General features: G+C 54.1%; 25 protein-coding genes and 1 tRNA gene. 13 read left to right on the top strand and 13 right to left on the bottom strand.

Annotation, left to right across the window (positions count from 1 at the left end; all coding sequences use genetic code 11):
- Nucleotides 1–24 precede the first annotated feature (24 nt).
- The 5 genes from SIB79_RS09670 to sfsA all read right to left on the bottom strand — a co-directional run bounded on the left by SIB79_RS09670 (nucleotide 25) and on the right by sfsA (nucleotide 5,101).
- Complete coding sequence (locus SIB79_RS09670; protein WP_236072716.1) at nucleotides 25–585, bottom strand: DoxX family protein; 561 nt, start codon at nucleotides 583–585, stop codon at nucleotides 25–27.
- A gap of 73 nt (nucleotides 586–658) precedes the next feature.
- Nucleotides 659–1,291, bottom strand: a complete 633-nt coding sequence (locus tag SIB79_RS09665) for a DUF1997 domain-containing protein (protein ID WP_063404983.1) — start codon at nucleotides 1,289–1,291, stop codon at nucleotides 659–661.
- Nucleotides 1,292–1,352: 61 nt separating this feature from the next.
- Nucleotides 1,353–2,549, bottom strand: coding sequence for a 4-hydroxy-3-methylbut-2-enyl diphosphate reductase (locus tag SIB79_RS09660; protein WP_063404985.1), 1,197 nt, complete (start codon nucleotides 2,547–2,549; stop codon nucleotides 1,353–1,355).
- Between the two features lie 106 nt (nucleotides 2,550–2,655).
- On the bottom strand, nucleotides 2,656–4,140 hold the full coding sequence (locus SIB79_RS09655; RefSeq protein ID WP_063404987.1) for an ammonium transporter: 1,485 nt from the start codon (nucleotides 4,138–4,140) through the stop codon (nucleotides 2,656–2,658).
- A 181-nt stretch (nucleotides 4,141–4,321) separates the two neighbouring features.
- Complete coding sequence (gene sfsA / locus SIB79_RS09650; RefSeq protein WP_081215722.1) at nucleotides 4,322–5,101, bottom strand: DNA/RNA nuclease SfsA; 780 nt, start codon at nucleotides 5,099–5,101, stop codon at nucleotides 4,322–4,324.
- 59 nt (nucleotides 5,102–5,160) lie between these two features.
- On the opposite strand from sfsA, the gene murJ reads away from it, so the two are divergent.
- Complete coding sequence (murJ, locus tag SIB79_RS09645) at nucleotides 5,161–6,768, top strand: murein biosynthesis integral membrane protein MurJ (RefSeq protein WP_011131218.1); 1,608 nt, start codon at nucleotides 5,161–5,163, stop codon at nucleotides 6,766–6,768.
- Here the strand turns inward: murJ and SIB79_RS09640 are convergent.
- From SIB79_RS09640 to SIB79_RS09630, 3 genes are read right to left on the bottom strand one after another with little or no spacing between them, the layout of a single operon-like run.
- A complete protein-coding gene (locus SIB79_RS09640) occupies nucleotides 6,755–7,018 on the bottom strand; it encodes a hypothetical protein (RefSeq protein WP_011131217.1) in 264 nt (87 codons plus the stop codon). The two genes, murJ and SIB79_RS09640, sit on opposite strands and share 14 nt — an antisense overlap.
- 25 nt (nucleotides 7,019–7,043) lie before the next feature.
- Nucleotides 7,044–7,334 carry a DUF3181 family protein gene (locus SIB79_RS09635; protein WP_011131216.1) on the bottom strand — a complete coding sequence of 97 codons (291 nt, stop codon included), beginning with the start codon at nucleotides 7,332–7,334 and terminating at the stop codon, nucleotides 7,044–7,046.
- Between the two features lie 42 nt (nucleotides 7,335–7,376).
- Nucleotides 7,377–7,631, bottom strand: coding sequence for a 2TM domain-containing protein (locus SIB79_RS09630; protein ID WP_011131215.1), 255 nt, complete (start codon nucleotides 7,629–7,631; stop codon nucleotides 7,377–7,379).
- A gap of 92 nt (nucleotides 7,632–7,723) precedes the next feature.
- Here SIB79_RS09630 and SIB79_RS09625 point away from each other — a divergent pair.
- The 7 genes from SIB79_RS09625 to SIB79_RS09595 all read left to right on the top strand — a co-directional run bounded on the left by SIB79_RS09625 (nucleotide 7,724) and on the right by SIB79_RS09595 (nucleotide 14,356).
- Nucleotides 7,724–7,797: transfer RNA gene (locus SIB79_RS09625), tRNA-Arg, on the top strand.
- 125 nt (nucleotides 7,798–7,922) lie between these two features.
- Nucleotides 7,923–9,212, top strand: coding sequence for a serine hydroxymethyltransferase (gene glyA / locus SIB79_RS09620; RefSeq protein WP_063404989.1), 1,290 nt, complete (start codon nucleotides 7,923–7,925; stop codon nucleotides 9,210–9,212).
- An 88-nt stretch (nucleotides 9,213–9,300) separates the two neighbouring features.
- Nucleotides 9,301–10,449, top strand: a complete 1,149-nt coding sequence (locus tag SIB79_RS09615) for an MraY family glycosyltransferase (RefSeq protein ID WP_063396839.1) — start codon at nucleotides 9,301–9,303, stop codon at nucleotides 10,447–10,449.
- Complete coding sequence (locus SIB79_RS09610; protein ID WP_196757652.1) at nucleotides 10,442–11,713, top strand: competence/damage-inducible protein A; 1,272 nt, start codon at nucleotides 10,442–10,444, stop codon at nucleotides 11,711–11,713. Before SIB79_RS09615 ends, SIB79_RS09610 begins: the two co-directional genes overlap by 8 nt.
- A gap of 25 nt (nucleotides 11,714–11,738) precedes the next feature.
- Complete coding sequence (gene leuC, locus SIB79_RS09605; protein WP_063404993.1) at nucleotides 11,739–13,175, top strand: 3-isopropylmalate dehydratase large subunit; 1,437 nt, start codon at nucleotides 11,739–11,741, stop codon at nucleotides 13,173–13,175.
- Nucleotides 13,172–13,804, top strand: a complete 633-nt coding sequence (locus SIB79_RS09600) for a 3-isopropylmalate dehydratase small subunit (RefSeq protein ID WP_063404995.1) — start codon at nucleotides 13,172–13,174, stop codon at nucleotides 13,802–13,804. The genes leuC and SIB79_RS09600 overlap by 4 nt, the downstream gene beginning before the upstream one ends.
- A gap of 96 nt (nucleotides 13,805–13,900) precedes the next feature.
- Nucleotides 13,901–14,356, top strand: coding sequence for a pentapeptide repeat-containing protein (locus SIB79_RS09595; protein WP_063405415.1), 456 nt, complete (start codon nucleotides 13,901–13,903; stop codon nucleotides 14,354–14,356).
- A gap of 9 nt (nucleotides 14,357–14,365) precedes the next feature.
- Here SIB79_RS09595 and SIB79_RS09590 read toward each other — a convergent pair whose 3' ends face one another.
- Nucleotides 14,366–17,593 (bottom strand): DUF3769 domain-containing protein, encoded by a 3,228-nt coding sequence (locus SIB79_RS09590; protein WP_063404997.1) that lies wholly within the window; start codon nucleotides 17,591–17,593, stop codon nucleotides 14,366–14,368.
- 105 nt (nucleotides 17,594–17,698) lie between these two features.
- Nucleotides 17,699–17,818, bottom strand: a complete 120-nt coding sequence (locus SIB79_RS09585) for a photosystem II reaction center protein I (protein WP_011827047.1) — start codon at nucleotides 17,816–17,818, stop codon at nucleotides 17,699–17,701.
- Nucleotides 17,819–17,881: 63 nt separating this feature from the next.
- Here SIB79_RS09585 and SIB79_RS09580 point away from each other — a divergent pair, with 63 nt between their 5' ends.
- Entirely contained in the window at nucleotides 17,882–20,905 is a 3,024-nt protein-coding gene (locus tag SIB79_RS09580; RefSeq protein WP_063404999.1) for an alpha-mannosidase, read from the top strand.
- 8 nt (nucleotides 20,906–20,913) lie between these two features.
- Here the strand turns inward: SIB79_RS09580 and psbN are convergent, their stop codons facing one another.
- Complete coding sequence (psbN, locus tag SIB79_RS09575) at nucleotides 20,914–21,057, bottom strand: photosystem II reaction center protein PsbN (protein WP_011827045.1); 144 nt, start codon at nucleotides 21,055–21,057, stop codon at nucleotides 20,914–20,916.
- An 87-nt stretch (nucleotides 21,058–21,144) separates the two neighbouring features.
- On the opposite strand from psbN, the gene psbH reads away from it, so the two are divergent.
- From psbH to SIB79_RS09555, 4 genes are read left to right on the top strand one after another with little or no spacing between them, the layout of a single operon-like run.
- Nucleotides 21,145–21,333: a photosystem II reaction center phosphoprotein PsbH gene (psbH, locus tag SIB79_RS09570; protein ID WP_011131204.1), complete on the top strand. Its 189-nt coding sequence runs from the start codon at nucleotides 21,145–21,147 to the stop codon at nucleotides 21,331–21,333.
- 34 nt (nucleotides 21,334–21,367) lie between these two features.
- The gene (locus SIB79_RS09565; RefSeq protein ID WP_063405001.1) at nucleotides 21,368–21,643 is read left to right on the top strand and encodes a TatA/E family twin arginine-targeting protein translocase; all 276 of its coding nucleotides are present in this window, start codon (nucleotides 21,368–21,370) and stop codon (nucleotides 21,641–21,643) included.
- 7 nt (nucleotides 21,644–21,650) lie between these two features.
- On the top strand, nucleotides 21,651–22,271 hold the full coding sequence (gene pth / locus SIB79_RS09560) for an aminoacyl-tRNA hydrolase (protein WP_063405003.1): 621 nt from the start codon (nucleotides 21,651–21,653) through the stop codon (nucleotides 22,269–22,271).
- Nucleotides 22,271–22,528 carry a DUF3146 family protein gene (locus tag SIB79_RS09555; protein ID WP_011131201.1) on the top strand — a complete coding sequence of 86 codons (258 nt, stop codon included), beginning with the start codon at nucleotides 22,271–22,273 and terminating at the stop codon, nucleotides 22,526–22,528. The genes pth and SIB79_RS09555 overlap by 1 nt, the downstream gene beginning before the upstream one ends.
- Here the strand turns inward: SIB79_RS09555 and SIB79_RS09550 are convergent.
- Nucleotides 22,512–22,943: a resolvase gene (locus SIB79_RS09550; protein ID WP_236072717.1), complete on the bottom strand. Its 432-nt coding sequence runs from the start codon at nucleotides 22,941–22,943 to the stop codon at nucleotides 22,512–22,514. The genes SIB79_RS09555 and SIB79_RS09550 overlap by 17 nt on opposite strands.
- Nucleotides 22,940–24,145, bottom strand: coding sequence for a DUF3084 domain-containing protein (locus tag SIB79_RS09545; protein ID WP_063405006.1), 1,206 nt, complete (start codon nucleotides 24,143–24,145; stop codon nucleotides 22,940–22,942). Before SIB79_RS09545 ends, SIB79_RS09550 begins: the two co-directional genes overlap by 4 nt.
- Nucleotides 24,146–24,161: the final 16 nt, after the last annotated feature.

Below are 24,161 nucleotides of genomic sequence, written 5' to 3'. Positions count from 1 at the left end.
CTAACATCGAGCCAATTTGGTTGCCTATATTTTGACTTTATTGATTTCCTTGATGAGTTTCATTCTGACTGAATTTGCTTTGGCTTTGTTCCTTGCTGCCAGTGAAATGCGCCCTGGCCCTGCACAAAGCAAGTAAAAGAAAGTAGTTGCATAAACACCAGACAATTCAAAGGCATAGCTATGGTTTTCGACCACGGCGAAGGGGAAGCCTTGCAGGCCAGTATCAAATAAGTGGTATGTAATGGCAAAAGCCATTGTCGATAGAAGGCCAAGCGCACAGAGCCTAGTAGCAAGACCGAACGCGATTCCAATTGGACAAATGATTTCTGTTAAAGCTGCTGCATACGTCCACAGCAGAGGGTCGCCTGGTAAGAAGTTAAGGTGTTGGCCGATGACAAATTCCGAGAAGCCTTCTGGATTTTGGAGCTTCTCTAATCCGTTGTGGACCATCAAAATGCTGATCCCGAGCCGGAGTATGAGAATTCCAAATTCGGAGAAGTAGTTAATCGATTCTGACGATGTACTGGCTTGAGGTCCTAGGTCAGAGTCAGATCCCTTTGCTTTAGGGGTTTCGGAGCCGGCCATCATCACCATTGATTGCAGGTGAGCACTTTAGAGAATCGGTTTGCAGATCAAGGCGATAACAGGGTTGACTCGCTCAGAAAGCTGCATGGCGACGTGGTGGGCAGGTCAGTCCATGGGTGGCATGGAAGTCTTCTTGAACCTTCCAGGTGAGTCGTCGCGAGATTTGTCGCACGATTTGCCTCAGCAGCTGGTCACCACTTGTCTGTACAAGACCATCTGGTAGCAGGGTGATCACTTTCGGTAGTTGGATCCACACCGAAAGATCCAAATCCCAGTTCACGATGGTGGTTTGTTGGACAGTATTGCTGGCTTCTGTTTCTGATGGCTCAAGTTGCAGCCCAGCCTTGAAGTCCACATCGTAGTGATCACAAAGGGGCAGATCTTGATGCGTTAGGTCCACATTGATGATTTGGTAGAGCTCTTGCTGCTGAGGAAGCAGCTTTAGGCCGATGCAAGGCTCGACTTCAAAGCCAAAATTTCCGAATCGACCAAGGGTGAGGAGATAGGACTGATCATCGAGGGCCTTGACCTCCATGGGTGCAGCACAGCGTTGAAACCAGCCTTGATGGTGGTCAAGATATGCCGCCACGTTTTTTGGCGGCGCAAGCATCTCCATGCGATCGGAAAAATGACTTCGATAGCAGCGGACTTGGGATTTGTCGCTGAGGCGCAGGTATGGGTCGGCAGGTATCGACAAGGGCGGCACGGATGGTCATCCCTGGCTGGGTTGGCCTGGGATATTAACAAATGTAAAGCCAGGGTGTTGTTCAGTCGGAGGTTAGGTCGATCAGCTTCTGAATCACATGTTCAACCACTCGATCGGGTGTTGAGGCTCCGGAGGTGATGCCGACGCTCACGCTTCCAGCAGGTAGAAAATTACTTTCGATGAACAGATCTTCTCCCAGTGGCTTGTGTTGGATGCTGTTGTTATCACCAATACGTTCTGGGGTATCGATGTGGAAGGATCGGATTCCTCGGCTGATGGCGATTTCCTGTAGGTGAGTGGTGTTGGATGAGTTGAAGCCACCAATCACCACCAGTAGATCTAGAGGTTCATCAACTAGCGAGAACATTGCTTGTTGCCGTTCCTCTGTGGCGTCACAGATGGTGTTGAAGGAAAGGAAATGTTTGTTGAGCTCTATTGGGCCATATTTTCTGAGCATGGTGCGCTCGAATAAACGACCGATTTCCTCGGTTTCACTTTTCAGCATGGTGGTCTGATTGGCTACCCCAAGGCGTTGGAGATCTTGATCTGGGTCAAAGTTTGCAGAGCATGCCTTAGCAAAGCGTTTCATGAACGCTGCACGATCTCCTTGGCCCAGGATGTAATCGGCGACTAGTTGGGCTTCATCAAGGTCTAAAACAACTAGATAGGTCCCTGCAAAGGAGCTTGTGGCCAAGGTTTCTTCATGCTTCACCTTGCCATGAATAATTGAGGTGAATTCTTGCTTCTTATGTTTCTCCACGGTGTGCCACACCTTGGAAACCCATGGACAAGTGGTGTCGATGATGTGACAGCCACGCTCATGAAGCAGCTCCATCTCCTGAACAGTGGCACCGAAGGCGGGCAGGATCACTACATCGCCATCATTGACGCAGGAAAAATCTTTGACACCTCCTTCAGCGTGGATGAACAGCACGTCCATTTCGCGTAAGTGTTCATTCACTGAAGGGTTGTGAATAATTTCGTTAGTAATCCAAATGCGCTCGCTTGGGTAGTGCCTACGGGTTTCATAGGCCATCGCAACTGCTCTCTCTACTCCCCAGCAGAAACCAAAGGCCTCAGCCAATTTCACCTGAAGCCGGCCTTGTTGAAGCACATACCCGTTGTCTCGAATCGAGCCAATTAGGCTGCTTTGGTAGGCCTTCTCAAGGTTGCTGGCGACTTCGTTGGCTCGCCCGAAGCCCCTACGGTTGTAACGCTCAGAGTGATGGAGCGAGCGTTTGAAAGCTTGTGTATCCATCGTGGCGGCAGCAATCTCCTGACTCTATGGGCAGCTCAACACTTTTGAAGCACAAAAAAGCCCGGCACAGGGTCGGGCTTAATGGATTCAGGTTGTTGATCAGGCTTTAGTTGCCGGCTGAGGCGAAGTCGGGATAAGCCTCCATACCGTGCTCACCGATATCAAGACCTTCGATTTCCTCAGCCTCTGTTACGCGGATACCGCCAAACAGTGCTCCGATGACAGACCAGGCAATCCAACAGGTCACAACAATGAACACTGCGTATGAGATGCAGCCGAGCGCTTGGACGCCAAGTTGGCTGAACCCATGGCCAGTCAATAGACCTGCATCGGTGTTGAACAGGCCCACTGCCAGAGTGCCCCAGATGCCGCATGTGCCGTGCACAGAGAAAGCCCCAACGGGGTCGTCAATCTGCAGGCCGTCGATGAAGGCCACAGAGAAGACCACGATCACACCGCCAATGAGGCCTATCAGCCAAGCCGCCCACATGGCGACACCGTCGCAACCGGCGGTAATGCTTACCAAGCCGGCAAGAATGCCATTGATGATCATCGTTAGATCAGGCTTGCCGGAATAGAGGGTGGAAATGATCGTTGCACCGATGGCGCCACCGGCTGCAGCAAGGGTTGTGGTGACTGCGATGTAAGGCACCGCTGCATCCATTGCCAGCTGGGAGCCAGCATTGAATCCATACCAACCGATCCAGAGGATCAAGCATCCGAGAGTGGCTATGGCCATGTTGTGACCTGGTAGAGCTTGGGCCTTGCCACCGACAAACTTGCCGATGCGAGGGCCAAGAGCGATGGCCCCTACCAGCCCAGCCCAGGCACCTACGGAGTGCACCAATGTTGAGCCGGCAAAGTCAATAAAACCAAGTTGATTGAGCCAACCACCTGCATCAGTGACAACACCAGCTGCATCTTCGACTGGGAAGTTCCATTGCCAGGAACCCGCGATTGGGTAGATGAGTGCAGTAAGGATTAGCGAGAAAACAACAAACTCGCCAAACTTGATTCGCTCAGCTACCAGGCCAGAGACAATCGTTGCTGCTGTGCCTGCAAAGGCAGCCTGGAAGAGGAAGTCAACGCTTGGGACCAAGTCTCCATTGGTGACCATGTCAGGAGTTACTGCGGGGTCAAAGAACAACCCACCAAACTTCAAAACACCAGGGATCAGCCAGTCTGCTTTGTACATGATCTGGAAGCCGATGAACCAGTAGGCCGTCACCGCAAGGGCGAAGACAAACAGGTTTTTGGCGAGGATGTTGACGGCGTTTTTCTGACGGCACATCCCTGCCTCCACCATGGCGAAGCCGGCGTTCATGAAGATCACCAGCACAGCTGCGATCAGCAACCAGAGGTTGTTAGCTAGGAATCCTGGCGTGAGTTCAGGGAGGTCGGCGGCATGGGCTGAAAGGTTGAAAACGCCTAGGCCGAAAAGGGCGAAGGGCACACAGGTCAGCCATGTGATTGAGCGATTGGAGCTGAAGCCACGGATGCTGCGCAGGAGGAGCATTGGCCCCTCCAGGAGACTGGCCTCCTGAAGGCGAACCGTGCGCCGCCTGGAGGGCGGAAGCGGAGCAGTTGTCATTGGAAGAAGCAGATCTGCAAAACGAGCTGGAAGCCTTTGTGATAGCTCAAAGGAGAAACTTGCTCAACTTGGGATTTTTTTATGTTCATGTTGATACGAAATATGGGATTGATGGACGCTTTTAGGTCTATTTGCGGGGGTGAAAGTTCATTTTGTTACATCTGGAGCTCTTTTTGCTGTGTCAACTCTGTGTCGTCTTGGTAGGCCTAAGGCCTTCCCAGGTGATCTTGTCGCGGTGAAATCCGAAGCAACAGGGAATGACTTCCACGCCAGCTGTAAGAGCCTGACGAAAGAGTTCGCCATAGCGAGGGTCTGCGCTATCCCCTGGGGCGAATGCTTGGACATCGTGGCGGCTGAGGCAGGGCACCAAGACTGCTCTGGACTCTGGCAGCACACCGATTAGCTCTTTGAGATGTTTTTGCCCTCGTTCTGTCACCGTGTCGGGAAAGAGGGCTAAGGAGTCTTCGATCCAGGTGGTGTTCTTGACTTCTAAGTAAATGGGTCTGGTGTCGGAGCAATTGGCATCAGGGGTTAAAAACAGGTCAATGCGGCTGCGTCGGTTGCTTCCATAAGTCACTTCCGCACGGATTGCTGCGATCGGACCGAGGACTTGCTTGAGGTGTCCGGCTTCAATCGCTGCTCTGATCAGGCTATTGGCCAAGGCTGTGTTGATACCCACCCAGCAGAGGCCGCCCTGGGCGCTGGGTGCCTCCGCTTGCTCCCATGTCCAGGCCAACTTGCGCTTGGGAGAAGGCGCATGGCGGAGTCGCACTCTGCCTCCAGGATTAAGAACACCAGTCATGGGGCCTGTGTTGGCGCAGTGGGCTGTCACGATTTCGCCGCTGACTAGCTCCACATCGGCAAGGAAGCGCTTGTAGCGCTTCACCAAGATTCCTTCCTCGAGTGGTGGGAATGTGAGCAGTGGACTCCCTAACAATCCTTCCGGGATGGCCTCGGTCATGGGGATGCTTGCAGGGCTTGAGAATGCTGCTAAATGATCAGATGGTCTGAGGCCCAAGGATGGGGAGATCCTTAAAGCGTATTGCTCTGGTTGTCACAGTCGGCACCTTGCTTAGCAAGGTGGGAGGGCTGGTTCGTCAGCTTGTGATTGCGGCTGCCTTCGGGGTAGGAGCGGCTTATGACGCTTACAACTACGCCTACGTCTTGCCGGGGTTTCTGTTGATTCTCCTGGGTGGGATCAACGGTCCTTTCCACAGCGCCATGGTCAGTGTCCTTAGCAGACGGCCGCGGCAGGAGAGCGCTCATGTGTTGGCGGCGCTCAACACCATGGTTAGTGCTGCTTTGTTGTTGTTGACGGCTCTATTAGTGCTGGCAGCCAATCCGTTGATCACTTTGGTGGGCCCAGGTCTGAGTCCTGAGCTGCATCGGATTGCTGTGGTTCAGCTTCAGGTGATGGCACCAATGGCTTTGTTGGCAGGTTTGATCGGCCTGGGCTTCGGCTCCCTTAATGCTGCTGATGAGTTCTGGATTCCGGCGGTTTCGCCAATCATGTCAAGTCTTGCTTTGGTGGTCGGTGTCGGAGTTTTGTGGTGGCAGGTCGGCACGAACATCGGCTCCATGCAGTTCGCCCTTAGGGGTGGCATTGTTTTGGCACTAGCCACCTTGGTGGGAGCCCTGTTGCAGTGGCTGATTCAACTGCCGGCGTTGATCAGGCAAGGCTTGACCAAGATGAAGTTGGTTTGGGATTGGCATCATCCAGGTGTGCGGGAGGTATGGCAGGTCATGGGCCCGGCCACCCTTTCTTCAGGCATGTTGCAGATCAATGTCTTTACAGATCTGTTTTTTGCTTCCGGCATTTTGGGTGCGGCAGCTGGTCTGGGCTACGCCAATCTTTTGGTACAGACGCCTTTGGGGCTGATCTCCAATGCATTGCTGGTGCCACTACTGCCAACGTTTGCCAGGCTCACTGCCCAGGAAGATCGGCCTGCACTAGTCACTCGCATCCGTCAGGGGTTGATGTTGTCTACGGCCAGCATGGTTCCTCTTGGGGCCATGTTCGTGGCTCTTGGAACCCCAATCGTTGCTTTGGTGTACGAGCGAGGGGCCTTTGATGCCCAGGCTGCCAGCTTGGTGAGTGGATTGCTGATGGCCTATGGCGTGGGCATGCCTGCCTATCTAGCTCGTGATCTGCTGGTGCGTGTGTTTTATGCCCTAGGTGATGGCACTACCCCCTTCCGACTTTCTACGGCAGGGATTGGCTTGAATGTGGTGTTTGATTGGTTGTTGGTTGGTGGCCCAACCCCTTGGGGCCCTCAGTTGCCATTCAATTTCGGGGCTACCGGTTTGGTGCTGGCAACGGTTGCAATCAATCTGCTGACCTGCGCAGCTCTCTTGGTGGGCTTGCATTCGCGGCTAGGGGGCTTGCCTTTGCAACGGTGGGCTTTTGATGGCGTCAAGGTGCTTTGGGCTGGCCTGGCGGCAGGGTTTGCGGCTTGGGCTCTCGCGACCTTGATGCAATGGCCTCAGGACCTGCTGGGACTTTTGATTGAGGTGTGTCTGTCAGTGATCACCGGCCTTGCTGTATTCGCTCTAATCAGCATCTCTCTTGGTGTCGCTGAGGTGCGTGAGCTAGCGCGGGAGCTGCGTTACAGAGTTATTCCTCGCTGAGGCGAACTTCGCGATCCTCACGGACTTGAATTGGTAGCTCCAGATGGTCTCGGCCCACCAGCTGGGGTCCCTGTACCGAAACGATGCGTGCTTCGATCCCGAATTCCTGGAAGGCGTTTTCGAGCTCTTGAATCAGAGCTTTCTCCACCTGGTCCTCAGCATCGACAACTTTGCCGATGAGTCGCTCCCCTAGTGGTCCGATGCGTTGACGCATCACTTCCCGGGCGTTGGTGACCTCGATGATCAGCACTGGCCCTCCATGGATGGCAGCAACCTTATCGGCAGTAGGGCTCCAGGATCTCCTCAAGGTCACGAAGTTGAGAGGCTGGGATTAGGCGCGCCAGTGGTAGGCGGGTGCTCCCTCCACCTAGGGGCACTTGCACTGATTCCAGGGCTTGGCGGGCTGCCACATTGGCGCCTTCATTGAGCCTGACGCTGCATTCGATGGCAAGGTTTTCTGCAAGCCCTGCATCGCCCAGATAAAGGTGCCAGCTGGCGATCTGAAGGTAGATGCGATCGGCAAGGGATAGTTGTAGCTCTTTTAAATCTGCTGGATCGATTGTCATAAGTGATGGTCTTGCTAGGTGGATGCTGGCTTGATGTTGGGATCAGGCTTGCTCTTCGGTGGTCTTGGCCTTGGGTCTTTTGACGACTACAAATGCAAGGTGGATGAAGAGTCCAGCAAGCCAGATTTCGCTGAACCAATCCAAGTGTGGCCATGGGTGGCGCATTTGTTGAATGAACCAAAGGCCACTGTTGAAAGCTGCAAAGGCCATGGCATGCAGGGTGAAGTTGACGATTCGAGCGAAATGTTGATAGGTCGGGTCGGTTGTGTCGGCGTTGCCGTACCAGCGAATTGGCATGAGCAGTGTCCTTGTAGATCTCTCGATTGTGGCGCTTGGATGAGACTCGGTTGACGAAGGCCCCCATGATGAAGTCTGATGTTTCCTTCTAAGCGCCTGTAGCTCAGCGGATTAGAGCATCTGACTACGGATCAGAGGGTCGGGAGTTCGAATCTCTCCAGGCGCGCTGATTAACTGCCCTTCGGGCAGTTTTTTTTTGCACTTGGGTCCGGCGGCGGTCTTAGGGCTAAGGGCTTTGCTTAAGACGTGAAGAACCATTGCCTACGATCCGAAAACTGTTGGGTTCTGTAAATGACGGATCGCTTCTTGGCTTCTATTAATGCTGCCCTGACGGATTCCGACCCGGCGATTGCAGGCTTGATCGATCAGGAGAGGCAACGTCAGGAGACCCATCTAGAGCTGATAGCCAGTGAGAACTTCACTTCTCAAGCTGTGATGCAGGCTCAGGGTTCTGTGCTCACCAACAAGTACGCCGAAGGTCTTCCCCATAAGCGCTATTACGGCGGTTGTGAGCATGTCGATGCGATTGAGGAGTTGGCGATCGAGCGTGCTCAGCGGCTCTTTGGTGCGGCTTGGGCCAACGTGCAACCTCATAGTGGCGCGCAGGCCAACTTCGCCGTCTTCCTGGCGCTGTTGCAGCCCGGTGACACCATCATGGGGATGGATCTATCCCATGGGGGGCATCTCACTCATGGTTCTCCTGTCAATGTCAGCGGCAAGTGGTTCAAGGTCGTTCATTACGGCGTGGAGCGTGATAGTCAGCAGCTCGATATGGAGGCTGTTCGTCAGCTGGCCCTGAAAGAGCGTCCTCAACTGATCATCTGCGGCTACTCGGCCTATCCCCGCACGATCGATTTTGCTGCTTTTCGCAGCATCGCTGATGAGGTGGGCGCTTACTTGTTGGCGGACATGGCACACATTGCCGGCCTTGTTGCGGCTGGGTTCCATCCGAGTCCTATCGCCCACTGTGATGTGGTGACAACGACCACCCACAAGACATTGCGTGGCCCCAGAGGCGGCTTAATCCTTTGTCGTGATGCGGACTTTGGCCGTAAGTTTGACAAGGCAGTGTTTCCTGGCAGTCAGGGCGGCCCTTTGGAACATGTGATCGCAGCCAAGGCTGTGGCCTTAGGAGAAGCTCTTCAGCCAGAGTTCCAGGCTTATAGCTGCCAGGTGGTTGCGAATGCCCAGGTTCTTGCTGGTCGCATTCAGGAGCGCGGGATTGCGGTGGTGAGTGGAGGAACAGATAATCATCTTGTCTTGCTGGATCTGCGCAGCATTGGGATGACCGGGAAGGTTGCTGATTTGCTTGTCAGTGACGTGAACATCACCGCCAATAAGAACACAGTGCCCTTTGATCCTGAGTCGCCTTTTGTGACCAGTGGTCTGCGCTTGGGCACGGCGGCGCTCACAACTCGTGGCTTTGATGAGGAGGCATTCCGTGAGGTTGCTGATGTGATTGCAGATCGTTTGCTTAAACCGCAAGATGAATCGATCAAGGTGCAGTGCTTGGAACGGGTGAGACAACTTTGTGGCCGTTTCCCTCTCTACAGGGGTGCCCTCCAGCCAGCGCTTGCTTGACTGGCCCTTCGCTCTGGAATCACAGGTTTGCTCTGCCTAGGATTCATTCCATCGGCCCTTCTTTAGGTCGCTTGCTACAGGAGCGAACTTGACTCTCGCGAGCAGCCCCTTTGCTTTTGCTACGGCGAGCTTTGTGATAGCTGCTGTGCTTACCACTTTGGTTGTCCCACTCGTGCGGGCGCTAGGTCTTCACCTTGGTCTCACTGATCAGCCTGATTCCCGCAAGCAGCACAGCACTCCGATGGTGCGTCTTGGTGGCATCGCCATGGTGCTGGGATTTGGTTTGGCTCTGGCAGTGACATGGGGGCTGGGGGGGTTTGGTTTACTTGCGCCTGCGAAGGATCAGCTGATCTGGTCCACTCTGGCGGGGGCTCTTTGCTTTTTTGTGATTGGCCTGGCAGATGATTTGTTCGTTTTGTCTCCTTGGCCTCGTTTGGCAGGACAGGTGGCCGTTGCGTTTGCGATGTGGACTCAGGGGGTACGCATTGGAACGATTGAGTTCCCCTGGTTGGGGGAAGGCTCTTCTTCTTTAATTGCCTTGCCGGATTTGCTTAGCCTTGCTGCCACGCTGGTGTGGCTTGTGGGTATTACCAATGCCATCAATTGGCTAGATGGTCTTGATGGTCTTGCGGCAGGAGTGGCTGGTATTGCCGCTGTTGGTCTTGTGTCGGTCAGTTTTTCACTTCATCAAGTGGCTGCAGGTTTTCTGGCAGCTGCTTTGGCGGGCTGTTGTCTTGGTTTTCTGCGCCATAACTTCAATCCAGCCCGCATTTTTATGGGTGATGGCGGCTCCTATTTCCTTGGCTTTACCTTGGCAGCAATCAGCATCGTGGGACCAGCCAAGGGACTCACCACCGTCAGTCTGTTGCTGCCACTGTTGATTTTGTCTCTGCCTTTGGCTGATATGTCGGCAGTGATTATGGGGCGGTTGCGGGAAGGCCGTTCTCCTTTTTACCCTGATCGTCGCCATCTTCATCACCGTCTGCTGCGCGCCGGCTTCAGTCATCGCCGAACGGTGTTGTTGATCTACGTGTTTACACAATGGCTAGCAGCATTGGCTCTCGTGGTGGCCAATGCTGAAATGCGTTTTTTGTGGCTGGCTTTAGCGACAGCCATTCTCGTGGCGACAGTCGTGATCAGCCGTCGTCAACGTAGTGCTGAAGGTGTCTTCGTAGACCCTTCTAGCCCCCTTGCAGCTCCTAGTGATCCACGTGCCTATCGCGATGGTCATGGCTGAAGCTTCGGCTAGGCATGGTGTTGAGATCCTTTGCATTGGCACGGAGCTGTTGCTTGGCAACATCCTTAACAGCAATGCTCGTTGGTTAGCTGAGGAGCTGGCTGCTCTGGGGCTCCCTCATTACCGCCAAACTGTTGTAGGAGACAACGTTGATCGTCTCAAAGAATCAGTTTTGGAGGCTGTTGATCGCAGTCGGATTCTGATCACCACTGGTGGCCTAGGACCAACGCCTGATGATCTGACGACTGAAACTTTGGCGGCTGCTTTTGATACGCCGCTTGAGGAACGTCCAGAACTTTGGTTCGAGATTCAGGCCAAGCTCACTGCTGGCGGCAGCATTTCTGCAATCAGTAATCGCAAACAGGCGTTGTTTCCTCGTGGAGCTGAAATCCTTCCAAACCCTTCCGGCACTGCGCCGGGGATGATCTGGTGTCCTCGGCCGGGGTTCACTGTGCTCACCTTTCCGGGTGTGCCTTCTGAAATGAAGCAGATGTGGTCTCAGACAGCCGTGCCATGGCTGCGTCAGCACGGAGGAGTGGCTGACATCTTTGTGAGTCGGCTGTTGCGGTTTACAGGCATTGCTGAATCCACGCTGGCTGAAGAGGTGGCTGATTTGCTTGAGCAGGGCAATCCAACAGTGGCCCCTTATGCCGGCCTGGGAGAGGTGAAACTACGGATCACGGCCCGAGGGGCAACGGTGGAGCAAGCGAGGCAGCTATTGGATCCAGTGGATGCAGAGCTCCGTCATCGCACCGGCTTGTTCTGTTATGGCTCGGATGATGAGAGCTTGGCTTCGGTTGTGCTGGATTTGTTGCGTCAACGAGGTGAGACCATTGTAGTGGCAGAGTCTTGTACGGGTGGCGGAGTTGGTGCCGCTTTGGCTGCTGTTCCGAGAGCTTCTGAGGTTTTTCTTGGCGGGGTTATTGCTTATAGCAATGCCATTAAGCAAGCCCTACTGGGGATATCCACAGACCTTTTGCATCAGCACGGTGCAGTTTCTGATCCTGTGGTGCGGGCTATGGCTGAAGGCGCGCGTCAACGGCTTGGGGCAGATTGGTCCATTGCGGTGAGCGGTGTGGCAGGCCCTGGCGGCGGTACGCAGGCCAAGCCTGTGGGGTTAGTGCATATCGCAGTAGCTGGACCGCATGGCTGTGATGCAAGCCATGTGCAGTTCGGTGTTCGTCGTGGAAGGTTGGCAATTCAGGAGCTGAGTGTGGTTCGCAGTCTCGATCGGCTGCGCAGGTTCCTGCTGGATGGGAGCTAAGGTTTTCGGCTACTGCCTCTGAACCTTGAGCTCCGGCACCCTCTACGACAAGGTGTGGGATCTCCATCGGGTGGCTGAACTGCCTGGTGGATCCACTCAGTTATTTGTGGGTTTGCATTTGATCCATGAGGTCACCAGCCCGCAGGCTTTCGCTGCTTTGCAGGACAAGGGTTTGCCGGTGCGGTGCCCTGAGCGCACCGTGGCGACTGTTGATCACATCGTGCCGACGATCAGTCAGAAGCGTCCGTTTGCTGACCCTTTGGCTGAGGAGATGCTCAGCACCTTGGAACGAAACTGTGCCAACTACGGGATTGTTCTTTGCGGCCTTGGCAGTGGTCGCCAGGGCATCGTGCATGTGATAGCTCCTGAGTTGGGGCTGACCCAGCCGGGCATGACTGTGGCTTGTGGTGACTCACACACGTCTACCCATGGGGCGTTTGGCGCCATTGCGTTCGGGATCGGCACCAGTCAGGTGCGGGATGTGCTTGCTAGTCAGAGTCTTGCCATGAACAAGCTCAAGGTGCGTCGGATCTGGGTCGACGGTCAGCTTGGTTGCGGTGTTCATGCCAAGGATTTGATCCTTCATGTGATCCGAAGCCTTGGGGTCAAAGCTGGCGTGGGCTATGCCTATGAGTTCGCCGGACCAGCCATTGATGTGCTCTCCATGGAAGAACGCATGACCCTCTGCAATATGGCGATTGAGGGAGGCGCCCGCTGCGGATATGTCAATCCTGATGGGGTCACTTTTGACTATTTGCAAGGACGGCTTTATGCGCCTACTGGGGAGGCTTGGCATCGGGCAGTCGCCTGGTGGAGGAGCTTGGCCAGTGATCCCAATGCTGTTTTTGATGATGAGGTGACGTTTGATGCGGCCAGTATTGCGCCCATGGTGACCTGGGGCATCACTCCTGGTCAGGGCATTGCTGTAGACGAATCGGTACCGACTGCGGATTCGCTTGAGCCAAGTGAACGTCCAATCGCCGAGGAAGCTTGTCGCTATATGGATTTGGAGCCGGGAATGGCGATTGAAGGGGTTCCAGTTGATGTTTGTTTTATTGGCAGTTGCACCAATGGTCGTCTTAGTGATTTAAAGGCTGCTGCCGCTATTGCCAAGGGCCGCCATGTAGCACAAGGGATCAAGGCCTTTGTGGTGCCAGGCTCGGAACAAGTTGCCAGGGCTGCGGAAGCAGAGGGGCTTGATGGTGTTTTTCGCAATGCTGGATTTGAATGGCGTGAACCAGGCTGTTCCATGTGTCTGGCAATGAATCCTGATCGTCTTGAGGGGCGTCAGATCAGTGCAAGTTCCAGTAACAGGAATTTCAAGGGGCGTCAGGGTTCGTCCCGAGGCCGCACCTTGTTGATGAGTCCCGCAATGGTGGCTGCTGCTGCCATTACCGGCCAGGTCACCGATGTGCGCAAGCTAATCAGCAACACTGTTCCTTCTCAAAGCTTCCACCAATGACGATTGAGGCTATACCGTTCCCCCATGGCTCTATAGACCAGGTTCAGGGCCGTGCCTTGATGTTGCGTGGTGACGACATTGACACGGATCGGATCATCCCAGCCCGGTTTCTTAAATGTGTGAGTTTCGAGGCGCTGGGAGATCAGATTTTTGAGGATGATCGCTTGGAACTGGGTGGTTTACATCCCTTCGACCTGAAGGTTCATCAGGGTGCTTCGATCTTGGTCGTTAATGATAATTTCGGCTGTGGCTCTAGTCGTGAACATGCACCTCAAGCTTTGATGCGCTGGGGTATCCGTGCGCTGATCGGACAGAGCTTTGCAGAAATCTTCTATGGCAACTGCCTAGCGCTGGGAATTCCATGTGCAACTGCCGCCCTTGCTCAGATTGATGCCTTGCAGCAGGCGGTGGCAGCGGATCCGTCGCAGAGCTGGGGCTTCAATCTTCAGGCTCAGCAGTTGACGAGTGCTGCAGGCTCATGGGATTTACAGATTGAGTCTGGCCCTCGCGAGATGCTGCTTAGCGGACGTTGGGATGCCACATCGCAGTTGGTGGCTCAGGACGCAGCCCTAAAGCGCACGATGGCAGACCTCCCATACCTCAATGATTTTGTGGCGTCGCTGCATTGAAGGTTGTTTGTTGAGGAAACGGAAGATTGAATTTTTAGTGATGCGCTGCGGCAGATCATTTGCAGCGTGTCTATGAAAAGAGAAAGCGCGCTGGTCATGGTTTCTCTCCGTTACATCTGCACTGCGGTGCTCGTTCTGTTAGCTCCTCCAGCATCTGCGGCGCCAGTTGTGTCGCTCAATGTTGAGCCATTTACAACACAGATGGAGCAGTTGCACCAATTCGGAGCGTGTAGGAGTTGTGATTTGCGCGGGGCAGACCTCCGTGATGCTCATTTGATTGGTGTAGACCTTCGCGATGCTGATCTGCGGGGCGCGAATCTTGAGGGCGCGAATCTTGAGGGCGCTGATCTAAGTGGGGCTCGCTTGGATGATGCTCAGCTCAATGGGGCCATGCTTACGAATACTGAGTTGAGTGGGACAGACTTGCGGCGTGCAGACTTACGTGAGGCTGTGGTGATCAATGCTTACTCGCCAGATGTGCGTACGGAAGGAATGCAGTTCGCCGGGGCTGATTTAACAGGCAGTCATTTGATTTATGGGGGTGCTCCTTGATTAAGTGAATTAGAAGAGGTGTTCTTCAAATTGATCGAATTGATTGATGGGTGTATAGGGAACAAAAGGTACGCCGGTGCCGGTGAAGTTGAAATCATTAAGACGGAAACGAAAGCCGCCGATGCCTTTGTAGGGGTTGAAGTAGAAGCCGAAGTCATAGGAACGACGTTGCCAGCGCAGTTCGATGTTTGAGTTAATGATGTCTCCGTAATAAGGTGAATCAGGATCTACGTTGTAAGCGACACCGGTATTAAGAATTAAAGGCCCCGCGATTTGCTGCGTTAGGCCGATCCCTAGGGTGGCAAGATCAATATTTTGGTCAAATTTAAATGGGCTAGAGCCTTGGATTAAAGTGCCCCCACCACTAATAGATAAACGAGTAAAATCTAAGAAGGGCTTGCTGAATGTCCCAAGTGTGAGTGCTGGCCCTCCGGTTAGACCAATGGTGGCTTTTCTCTCGCCATCGCCATAGGCATCAAAGGTAGTTCTCAGATTAGTGTTGAATCTAAGCCCAGGTACGATTGCTATAGGTGAGTAGCGGTAAGCTGCTTCAGGTGTTAGAGCAGCATGTTTGCCGATCCATAGTGGATAGCTACTGTTTAGTGAACCGTAGAAATTAGCGCGCCAGAGGTCTGACAGATTTTCACTTTTGAATGCTTCTGCTTGATAGTTGCCTACACCAGCTCTAAGGAGGTAGTTGTTAGAAAGTTTGCCCCATGACCAAGCATCTTTCTTTTGCAGGAAAGCTCCATATGCTGAATAAATGTCAGTTTCTCCTAGGGATCCATTCCAGGCTTCGTAGCGATAAGCCGCAAAAAGGTTGGCCTGCAAAGATCCAATCCAGGGGATCTCAAAGTTCCTTTTAAAATCACCCCAGTAACGGCTTCCATCGGCAAAATTTGATGGATTGAAGGTGCTTATATCAGCATTAATGTCAATATCCCACCCCCAAGTGTTCCCAGTTAGTTCTGCTTCTAGGCCGAATAAATCAGCGGCCGTAATTGGCTGGGTTATTTTTTTGCTGTCAATCGAGCTGCCAGGAGCAACGTAGCTTTTTGTCTCTCCGTCGATGGCTCGCTCTAGAAGGAATTGAGGCTGGAGGGAGAGGGTGTAGTTCTTTGTTAGCTCGAAAGGTTTTAGATCACGGCCGACAAAGAAACCATCTCGATCTTCATTGTCGATACCAAATACCCAACGGTTTTCAACTTCTTCCTGCTTTTTGATGGTTTGGGTTCTGGAGACTGGTATCGGAAAACGCTCTTCTACAATGAGTCGATTGCGGCGGGTTTGGATCACAATGTCTCCATTAGGCTCTTCAGTGGCAATCACATCTTCGGCATCAATCCTCGTTTGAGAAGGTGTATAGGGATCATTGGAGAAGCCCATGCGGTCTGCTTTCCATCCCTCTGGGCTGATCGTGACCTTGGCAGCTTGAATCCTCCAGCGGCTGATAGAACCAGTGATCAGCTTGGTCGCTCCCTGTTGCTTGAGCTGAGAAGCGCGCACTCCGCCGTATTTATTTTCTTCTTCGACATTTCTTGTTAATGAAGAGACTCCTTGTCGCTTCTCAATGGTGAGAGCTTGTTGGAACTGGATGCTGCTAATACGTTGATCGATCTTGGCAATTGCCTTGGCGCGCAATGCTTCTTGCTCTGCTGGAGAGAGCGTCGATGAATTCGTCTGGGCGAGTCTTTGTGGTGTGGCAACAGCTTGGGGAGGTCTGGTGCCAAGAGGGAGAGCTTCTGCTTGGGCTTTAGGGTCACCCTCTCCAAGGGTGATCGACTCAAGGGTCTGTTGGAGCCCTTGGCGAGTTGTTCGATTAGCACGATCGGGGTCAGGACAACCCAGTGGTGGCGGAACGTCAACTTGCTGCGGTGCTGTTTTGTCTTGGCCCCAGCGGTATCTCAAGCCAACAAGGTAAGCATTACTTCCTTCCTTGACACCGCTATAGGTGCCGAAGGCTCCTGAGCGATGGTGAATGCGTCCCACAAGAGAGAGTTGTTGTGAGACTGCGGCTTCAAGCTCAAAGCTCAGATAGTTCAGCAATTTTGCATAGTTCTCGCGGTAGGTCTTCTCATAGTTGCTATAGGCCGTATTGAAGCTGATTCCCTCTATCACGCCAAAACTCAACCACGGTTGTACCCATAGCCGTGCTCCGATACCCAGCACACCTTCACCAAAGCTCTGGGCAGGTGTGTCTGCAAGTGGTACTGATTGATTGAATGCTCCTCCAGCTTGTTGGTTGGCATGGTGAGCAAAGAGGTCTGCTTCTAGTTCAAGAGCGAAGGGGCCTGCACGAGCGATTCTTTTCTGCAGACCCAGTCCCAGGAGATATTCCTCCCTCATTCGGCCATTGAACAGAAAGGTGTCTCCAAAATTTGAATCAATCATCTGGCCACCCCAAGCCGTTACGGCCCAGGGATGGGGATGCCAATCTGGTATCGGAGGCAGCACAGGTGGACAGGCCATGCCTGGTTGATTATTTGCGTCTTGTCGAGATGTCTCGGACGATTGCGGTGGCTGATCTAGCTGGACCCATTGATTGTTTTGGGCAAGACTTTGATCCCAGATCGTTGTTGAAGCGGTCTGGTTGCTGATAGCTCCAGCGGTGGTGCTGTTTAATTCAACGTCTAAAGCTGTGGGGAACCCGAGACTTTCACTTTCTTGTATTGCTAGGCGCCGTGGTGGCTTTGAGGGGCTTTGTTGGATCTGAGCTGCATCGAGTGAATTGGGGCCAAGGTCGATTGCTGCGCTGTCGAGATCTAGAACGCCATAGACGTCCTCAAGCTCCCCTTCTTTTTGAATCAGGCTGTAGCGGAGGGAACTGGCTTGGAAGTACTGAGATCCCTTGCGGTAATTAACGCTACCCCTGGCATAAAGGGTGTTGAAGTTGCTGTCGAACTCAATGCGGTCTGCATGAAGGACGCCTTCATTGAGAACGGCCTTGACGTTACCTTCAGCGATAAAACGCTCTTGTCGGGCGTCATAGCGTTGGCGGTTAGCCCGAAGTTTGAGCTCTCGGGGAGGTTCGGGAGATTGTTCTGGAAGGCTGGGCTGGCGTTGAAGGCCTGTTGATTGCCTCAACTGCCCCCCTGAGCTTGCGATAGGAGCAGCTTGGCTGGGCGAGGAGGTGCCTTCTTTGTATGAGTTGCTTGACTGAGAATTTGCCTCAGCAGGGATTAACCCTGTAGCAAGTAAGAGCCCAACAAGAAGGGTTGGGGGACTGTTCGCCGCCAATAGGCTTCAGCTGGGGCAGCTGATCTTCCCATAATTGATGGAAGATCTGAGCAGGCCTCAGTCCAGTGTGTTGCGTGACCCGAGAAGTTTCGCTTGCAAAGGCTTTTAGTCTTCGAGATCCTTACGGGCTGGTGTCCTCGCAGGATCGCTGGCCAAGAAGCCGAAGACGAAAACCGCAATAAAGAAGAAGACGACCGAGTAAACGGAGAGCTTGAGGGCGAGCATGGAGAGACCGTTCAGCTTCTAGTACATCGATGACATCTTATGGGGCATAGAGGACACTTAGGGATGGAGGAGCAGCTTCAAGCCCGACGATTGGCGTGGATTGAAACTTTTCGAAGTCGCTCTCAGTGGGATCTCAAGCCAGGTTGGTATCGCGTAGGGGATCGTGATCGGCGGTCTCTGCTTCAAGATGATTGGGCTCAAATCCATCGACCCGACTGGGTTGCCAGGGGTTTATTGGTCTGGCCTCGAGGCGGAGTATGGCTGCAATTGCAGCAGGAGATCCTTTGTCCGGAAGCTTGGAGACAAGCTCAAGCAAGTTGTTTGCGGCTGGTCTTGGGTTGGTGGGCTGATCAGATGCGGCTGTGGGTGGATGGTGTGTTGGTGCATGAGGGGGATCTGTTCGATACCACTTGTCGGTGGAGCCTTCCTGAATCGATCCCTTGGGAGCGACCTCTAACACTCTTGTTGGAGTTGAGGAGTCCTATCCATGACGATGGCGCGTTGATCAACAGTGAGTTGGTGCTGGAACCCAGGGCCGGTGCAGTCGATCTAGATCAGGTTCTGCTGCCTGAAGCGCTGGCGCTCTATTTAGAGGTGGGAGAGGTGTTGCCGGAGGATTGGCTTGAGCTGGATCCGCACAGTCAGGAGGCAACCGTGGCTGTCGACCAGCAACTACGCAATGCAGCGCAGCCGCCGGGGCTGATCCATTGGATCGGCCATGCCCATCTTGATTTGGCCTGGCTGTGGTCAGTGGCTGACACTTGGCAGGCGGCAGAGCGCACGTTCCGCTCTGTGCTGAAGCTGATGCAGCGATTTCCTGATTTCCATTTCAGCCACTCCTCGCCAGCTCTCTATCAGTGGGTTGAACATCACCGTCCAACTCTTTTTGCTGCTCTTCAGGATGCAAGTCGGGCAGGTCGTTGGGAGCCGATCAATGGCCCTTGGGTCGAGACTGATTGTGTGCTGGTGAGCACTGCTTCGCTTTGGCGACAGTTCACGCTTGGACAGCAGTACAGCCGATCAGCATTTCCGGAGTGGTCCCATCAGTTGGCCTGGCTTCCAGACAGCTTTGGCTTTGCCGCTGGTTTGCCAGCGGTAGCTACCCAGACAGGAATCCGTTGGTTCTGCACCCATAAACTGGCCTGGAATGCCAGTAATCCCTTCCCGCATCGACTGTTTCGTTGGTGTAGTCGTGGCCAGGCTGAGGTGCTAGCGCTGATGCTTCCGCCAATTGGCACTGATGGGAATCCGATGGCCATGCTTCGCGAGCAGCGGTCTTGGCAGGCGTCTACCGCTGTTGAAGAGGCTTTGTGGGTTCCGGGAGTTGGCGACCATGGAGGTGGCCCCACTGCAGAAATGCTCGAGCAGCTGCAGCTTTGGGAGGATCATCCTCAGGCTTTGCCCCAGAGGCCGGGCACAGTAAGGGCTTACCTTGCGACGCTTGAAGCTCATGCTGAGACTTTGCCGGTGTGGCGTGATGAGCTCTATTTGGAGCTTCATCGCGGTTGTGCGACGACCCGTCCCGATCAGAAGCGTCAAAACCGACACCTTGAAAGGCTTTTGAGGGAAGCAGACCTGGCTATAGCTTTGCTGGCTTGCCAGCTTGGCGATAGGGCTGAAGTTCCTGGAACCTCTGCATCTTCATTGCCAGATTGGCGGCCTTTGCTCTTTCAGCAATTTCACGACATCCTTCCAGGCACATCGATCCCTGAAGTGTTTGAGCAGGCTGAGCCGGTCTGGCGATCGTCATGTCATGAATCAAGGCGGAGCCGCGATCAGCATCTGCAACAGCTTTTTCGCAGTGGGGTGTCTGGGGTGTCCTGCTCGGATCGATTCGATCCAGAGTCTTCGGGGGGGGGCTGGGTCTGGATGGGTCTACAGCCACTACAGCGTTGGTCGCCTGTGCTGAGATTGCCACGAGATCAATGGGGCAGCGCCGGTACGCAGCTTCCATGCCAAGAGGCCAAGGGAGGCGGAACCTGGGTGCAGTTGCCTGTGCAGCTAGGGGTGACAGCAGTTCCGCTTCAGCGTTGTTTCAGTAAGGCCTTAGATGTTGTTGATGGCTTACCTGTTCGTGGGGCTGTGCAGATTCAGCTCCTTGATCAAGGCGGTTGGCGGATTGGTAATGGCCTTTTGCAAGCTGATTTTGGTGCCGAAGGCTTGCAGCAACTTTGGGATCGGAACGGGACACCTCAGTTGGCAGGACCTCTGATCTGGGGGCTTTTTCGCGATCGTGGCGAATTTTGGGACGCCTGGGATCTGGCGGCAGATTATCGCCAGCATCCATTGGCTTTGAACTGGAATGGTTCGATGGAGCTGGTGGAGCGCGGACCTCTTGTAGCGCGCTTGGTCTTGCGAGGTTGGGCTGGGAGCAGTGCTCTGCGCCTTGATGTGCAGCTGAGAGCTGATTGCCCCTGGCTCGAGCTGCGTCTAGGCGTGGATTGGCGTCAAAGTCATGAGCTACTGCGTTTGGAGGTTCCCCTGGCTTGCTCAGCGGTGAGATGGGCGGCGGATACCAGCGGTGGAGTCATTGAACGGCCTGCTGAAGCTATGACGGCTAGGGAAAAAGCACGTTGGGAGGTCCCTGTGATCTCCTGGTTGGCGAGCGAGTCGGCGGCGCCGGGTGGTGGCCTTGCGGTGTTGTTGGATGGACCTCAGGGCGTTCAGGTGTGCCCAGACAGGCTTGGTGTTTCTCTGATTAGAGGGGCTACCTGGCCAGATCCCTCGGCTGATCAGGGTTGGCATCGTCAGCGATTAGCACTGATGCCTGTTCCCAATGGTTGGAGTCGGGAGGCTGTCCCTCAGGCAGCGTTGGCTTTTCGAGAGCCGGGCTGGCTGGGGCCTTCTGATCTCAAGGTGTCATGGTCAGGATTGCCGTCGCTGCCTTCAAAGCTGGTTCCATTGGCTGTGACGTATGCCGAAGTAAGGCAGCTGAAGCTCAGCGTGCTTAATGCCGGTGCAACACGCCAGTCTTGGGCCGTAGGGAAGGCTTGGCGGGTTGGTAGCGCTCACGAGTCTTGTCTCGGCGAAGCGGTAGAGCTGAAGCCTGGAGAGTTGGCTGAACTATTGCTTGAGCGTGTCGATTGATGTGACCGTCAGTCTTCGTGTTCTTCAAAGGGGTCTTCAAGTTCTTTTGAGGGAGGGCCAAAAGCTGTGTAGAGCCCGTATCCGGTCAGCCCGAAGGTGATGGTGACCATGGCAATGAGCAGGGAGTAGGTCTCGGAGGAGGAGTTTTCCATCACATCTCTCGACAGGATTAGTCCGTATGCGGACTATGACCATTACAGTAGGCATGCTTAATCACCATCCGAGACCGAAGCTCCGTTATGGCTCAAAGCACCCGTCTGGGAAATCTGATCAAATCTCTACCCGGCTACGCCCCTGGCAAGGTAGTGCCGGGTTGGGGCACTACCCCAGTGATGGCTGGGATCGGCTTCATGTTGCTGATTTTCCTGGTGACCATCTTGCAGATCTACAACCAGTCGCTTCTCCTCCAAAGCATCAGCTTTGAATAGATTGTCCTCGGCTCTGCTGGGCTGAGGCTCGCCTATGAATGTGTTCGGCATCGGTCTCCCCGAGATGGCGGTTATCGGCGCCATAGCACTGCTTGTCTTTGGACCTAAACGACTTCCAGAGTTTGGTCGCACCCTTGGTAAAACCCTGAAAGGTTTTCAGGCAGCCTCAAAGGAATTCGAGCGTGAGATTCACAAAACGATGGCAGAACCTGAGTCCATCGAACAGGCTGCGACGGAAGAGTCCATGCAGCAAGACACCAATGCAATAAGTGAAACCCCTCGGGAGGTTAAAAACCCTCCCGCCAGCTGAGAGCGGTATGAGGCCGGGTCGTTTACGTCTATTGGTAGGCCTAGGCAATCCAGGCTCAAAGTATGTCGGTACCCGTCACAACATCGGCTTCATGGCCCTCGATAAGTTGGCTGCTCAGAAGTCAGTCAGTTTCAGGCCGCAAACAAAGTTCCATGGACTGATGGCGGAAGTGGCGGTTGGCTCAGAGAGGGTTCGATTGCTGATGCCTCAAACTTATATGAATGAAAGCGGTCGGGCGATTCGTGCAGCCATCGATTGGTTTGGCTTGGAGGTTGATCAGTTGCTGGTGCTTGTAGATGACATGGACTTGTCTTTGGGTCGACTGCGGCTTCGCGCCCAGGGAAGTGCAGGAGGTCACAATGGTTTGCGCAGCGCGATTCAACATCTGGGGACTCAGGATTTTTGTCGTCTGCGGATCGGGATCGGTGCTCCAGGTCGTACTTCTGAGGAACGAAGAGCTCGAACCGTCTCGCATGTGCTCGGGGTGTTTAGTCGGCAGGAGAGCCTCCTAGTCGATCAAGTGCTTGATGAGGTGCTGATGGGTTTGGATCTGATTCAGTGCCTTGGGTTGGAACGGGCAGGTAATCGTCTCAATGCTTTTCAACCGGAGGGTTGTTCTGCCTGCTGATGAGTCATTTGCCTGTCACCACGGCTCGCCTCTGTGTACACCGCCAAAGCTTTGCCGACCAACGCTTGGATGGGGAGGTTTCCGCTGGGGGGTTTCAGTGGCAGTTCAGCTGGGCTTTCGATCGGGGTGAACTGAAAGTGGAACCATCTCTTGGGCGAGCACTGATTGAGGATGCTTTACTGCGCTTCCTCGTTAAGGCTGACTACCACCTTGAGCCTGGTGGGGATTATATGTTCACTGTTAGGGCCCGATTCTGAAGTTGGGTGGTCCGGGCCAAAGGAGTTGTTGCCCGAGGTGGTCTTCAAGCAACACCATTGCGGCTATGGCGTCTAGATGATGGGGAGGCAGGATCATTCCTCGGGGTAGCCAGCGGCGCCAGTTGCTTGGGGGCCATAGCTCCCAATAGCGATGGCGGGCGCGCAGTGTGCTCCCACGTTCTTCGACCACATTCAAGGGGGCAATGTGCAGCAGAAGGTTTTGCCAGTATTCACTGCTGGTGCCGTTGCCGATCAAGATGCCTTCTAAGGGTGCTTGGTTTTGCCAATGCATGATGAGGTCGAGCACAGCGGCTGCGGCCACCACTTTTCCCTCCAGCACAGCATTTGTTGTTGTATCGGCAAGAACTAATCCACATTTATTGCGACCAGGATCTACGGCCACAAGCTTTGTCATGGTTTGTCTTCGGGAATCTTTGTCCAAGGACCACCCACGGGCTGCAGGACAACTGCTACTGGATCGGCTGTATCGCTGTTGCGGAGTGCCACGGCTTCTAGCTCAATCCGCTCTTGAGAACGGTTCAGTAATGCCTTGCCGAGCCGGTTCATTTCACTGCCATCGAACTGCAGTCCAGAACTGAGGGATCCGCGTCTTTTTACCTCTGCCAGAGTTGATGCAAGCAGGAGGCTAAGTCGGTTGCGCACGGTTTCGCTGCTCTTCTCGTTTTGGTCAAGAGTCGTTCGTGCGAGGACTTCGCCTTGTCGGACGATGTTGATATTTGGGCGAGCATCCGGGAAGGCATACACCACGTTCTCCCCACGCAACACGTTTGCGGCAGAGCGCACATAGACCACCCAGGTGCCTGGCTTTCGGATGATCTGTTCGATGCGGTTGATGTCGGTGCGTGGCACGAGCAGGATCTGTCGATTGGCTTCTTCACCGGGACGTACGCGTCGAAAAGCCTCCAGGTTTGCTTCCTGAAGTAGGCGGTCGATGACGGCTTTCGCCTGGCTGGGGTTATCGAGCCGCAGGGTGGCTGCAGCAAGTTGCTGCCCACTACTCAGCACAACATCCCCTCGACGTAAGGCAATGAGGTTGGTCTCGAGCTGCTTCAGTTCTTTTTCAGCCGCGCTAATCCTGCTGCGAACATTGGCTAGTTCAACTTCCGTTCGGCGGATGTCGGCATCTTTTTTGGAAATGTCGCGACTGAGACGAGCTCGTTCCGCCTCGAGCTGTTGTCTTTGTTTTTGTAGTGGTGCGAGTTCGTTGCGAAGGGCAGTAGCTCGCTTTTTGGCTTCCTTCAGTTCATTCTGAACCTGATTGCTGTCCGACCTGGCCTGCTTGAGATCAAGCTCGGCATTGAACTGGGCCAACCGACTTGAATTGAGGGCATCACGACTTTGTTGGAGTTTGGCCTGAAGGTCATCCAGTTCAAAAAGTCCTACTCGCAGTTGTCGACTGACCAGCAGCATCAGTCCTAGGGACAGGGCGCTAATCAGGCTGCCAGTGAGAACGGTGATGAAGACGGCTGTCCTTCGCGGTCTGAGATTGAACAGGCTCAGCCTTGCTTTGCCTACACGGCTGCCAAGTCGATCGCCGAGGGTGGAGAGCACACCACCGAGGACGAGTAGGGAGAGGATCAGCAGCCAGCCGGTCACGAAAATGGGCGGGTGG

Source organism: Prochlorococcus sp. MIT 1342, from assembly GCF_047304495.1.
GTDB classification, from domain to species: domain Bacteria; phylum Cyanobacteriota; class Cyanobacteriia; order PCC-6307; family Cyanobiaceae; genus Prochlorococcus; species Prochlorococcus marinus_D.
This window is presented reverse-complemented; position numbering and strand designations above follow the sequence as displayed.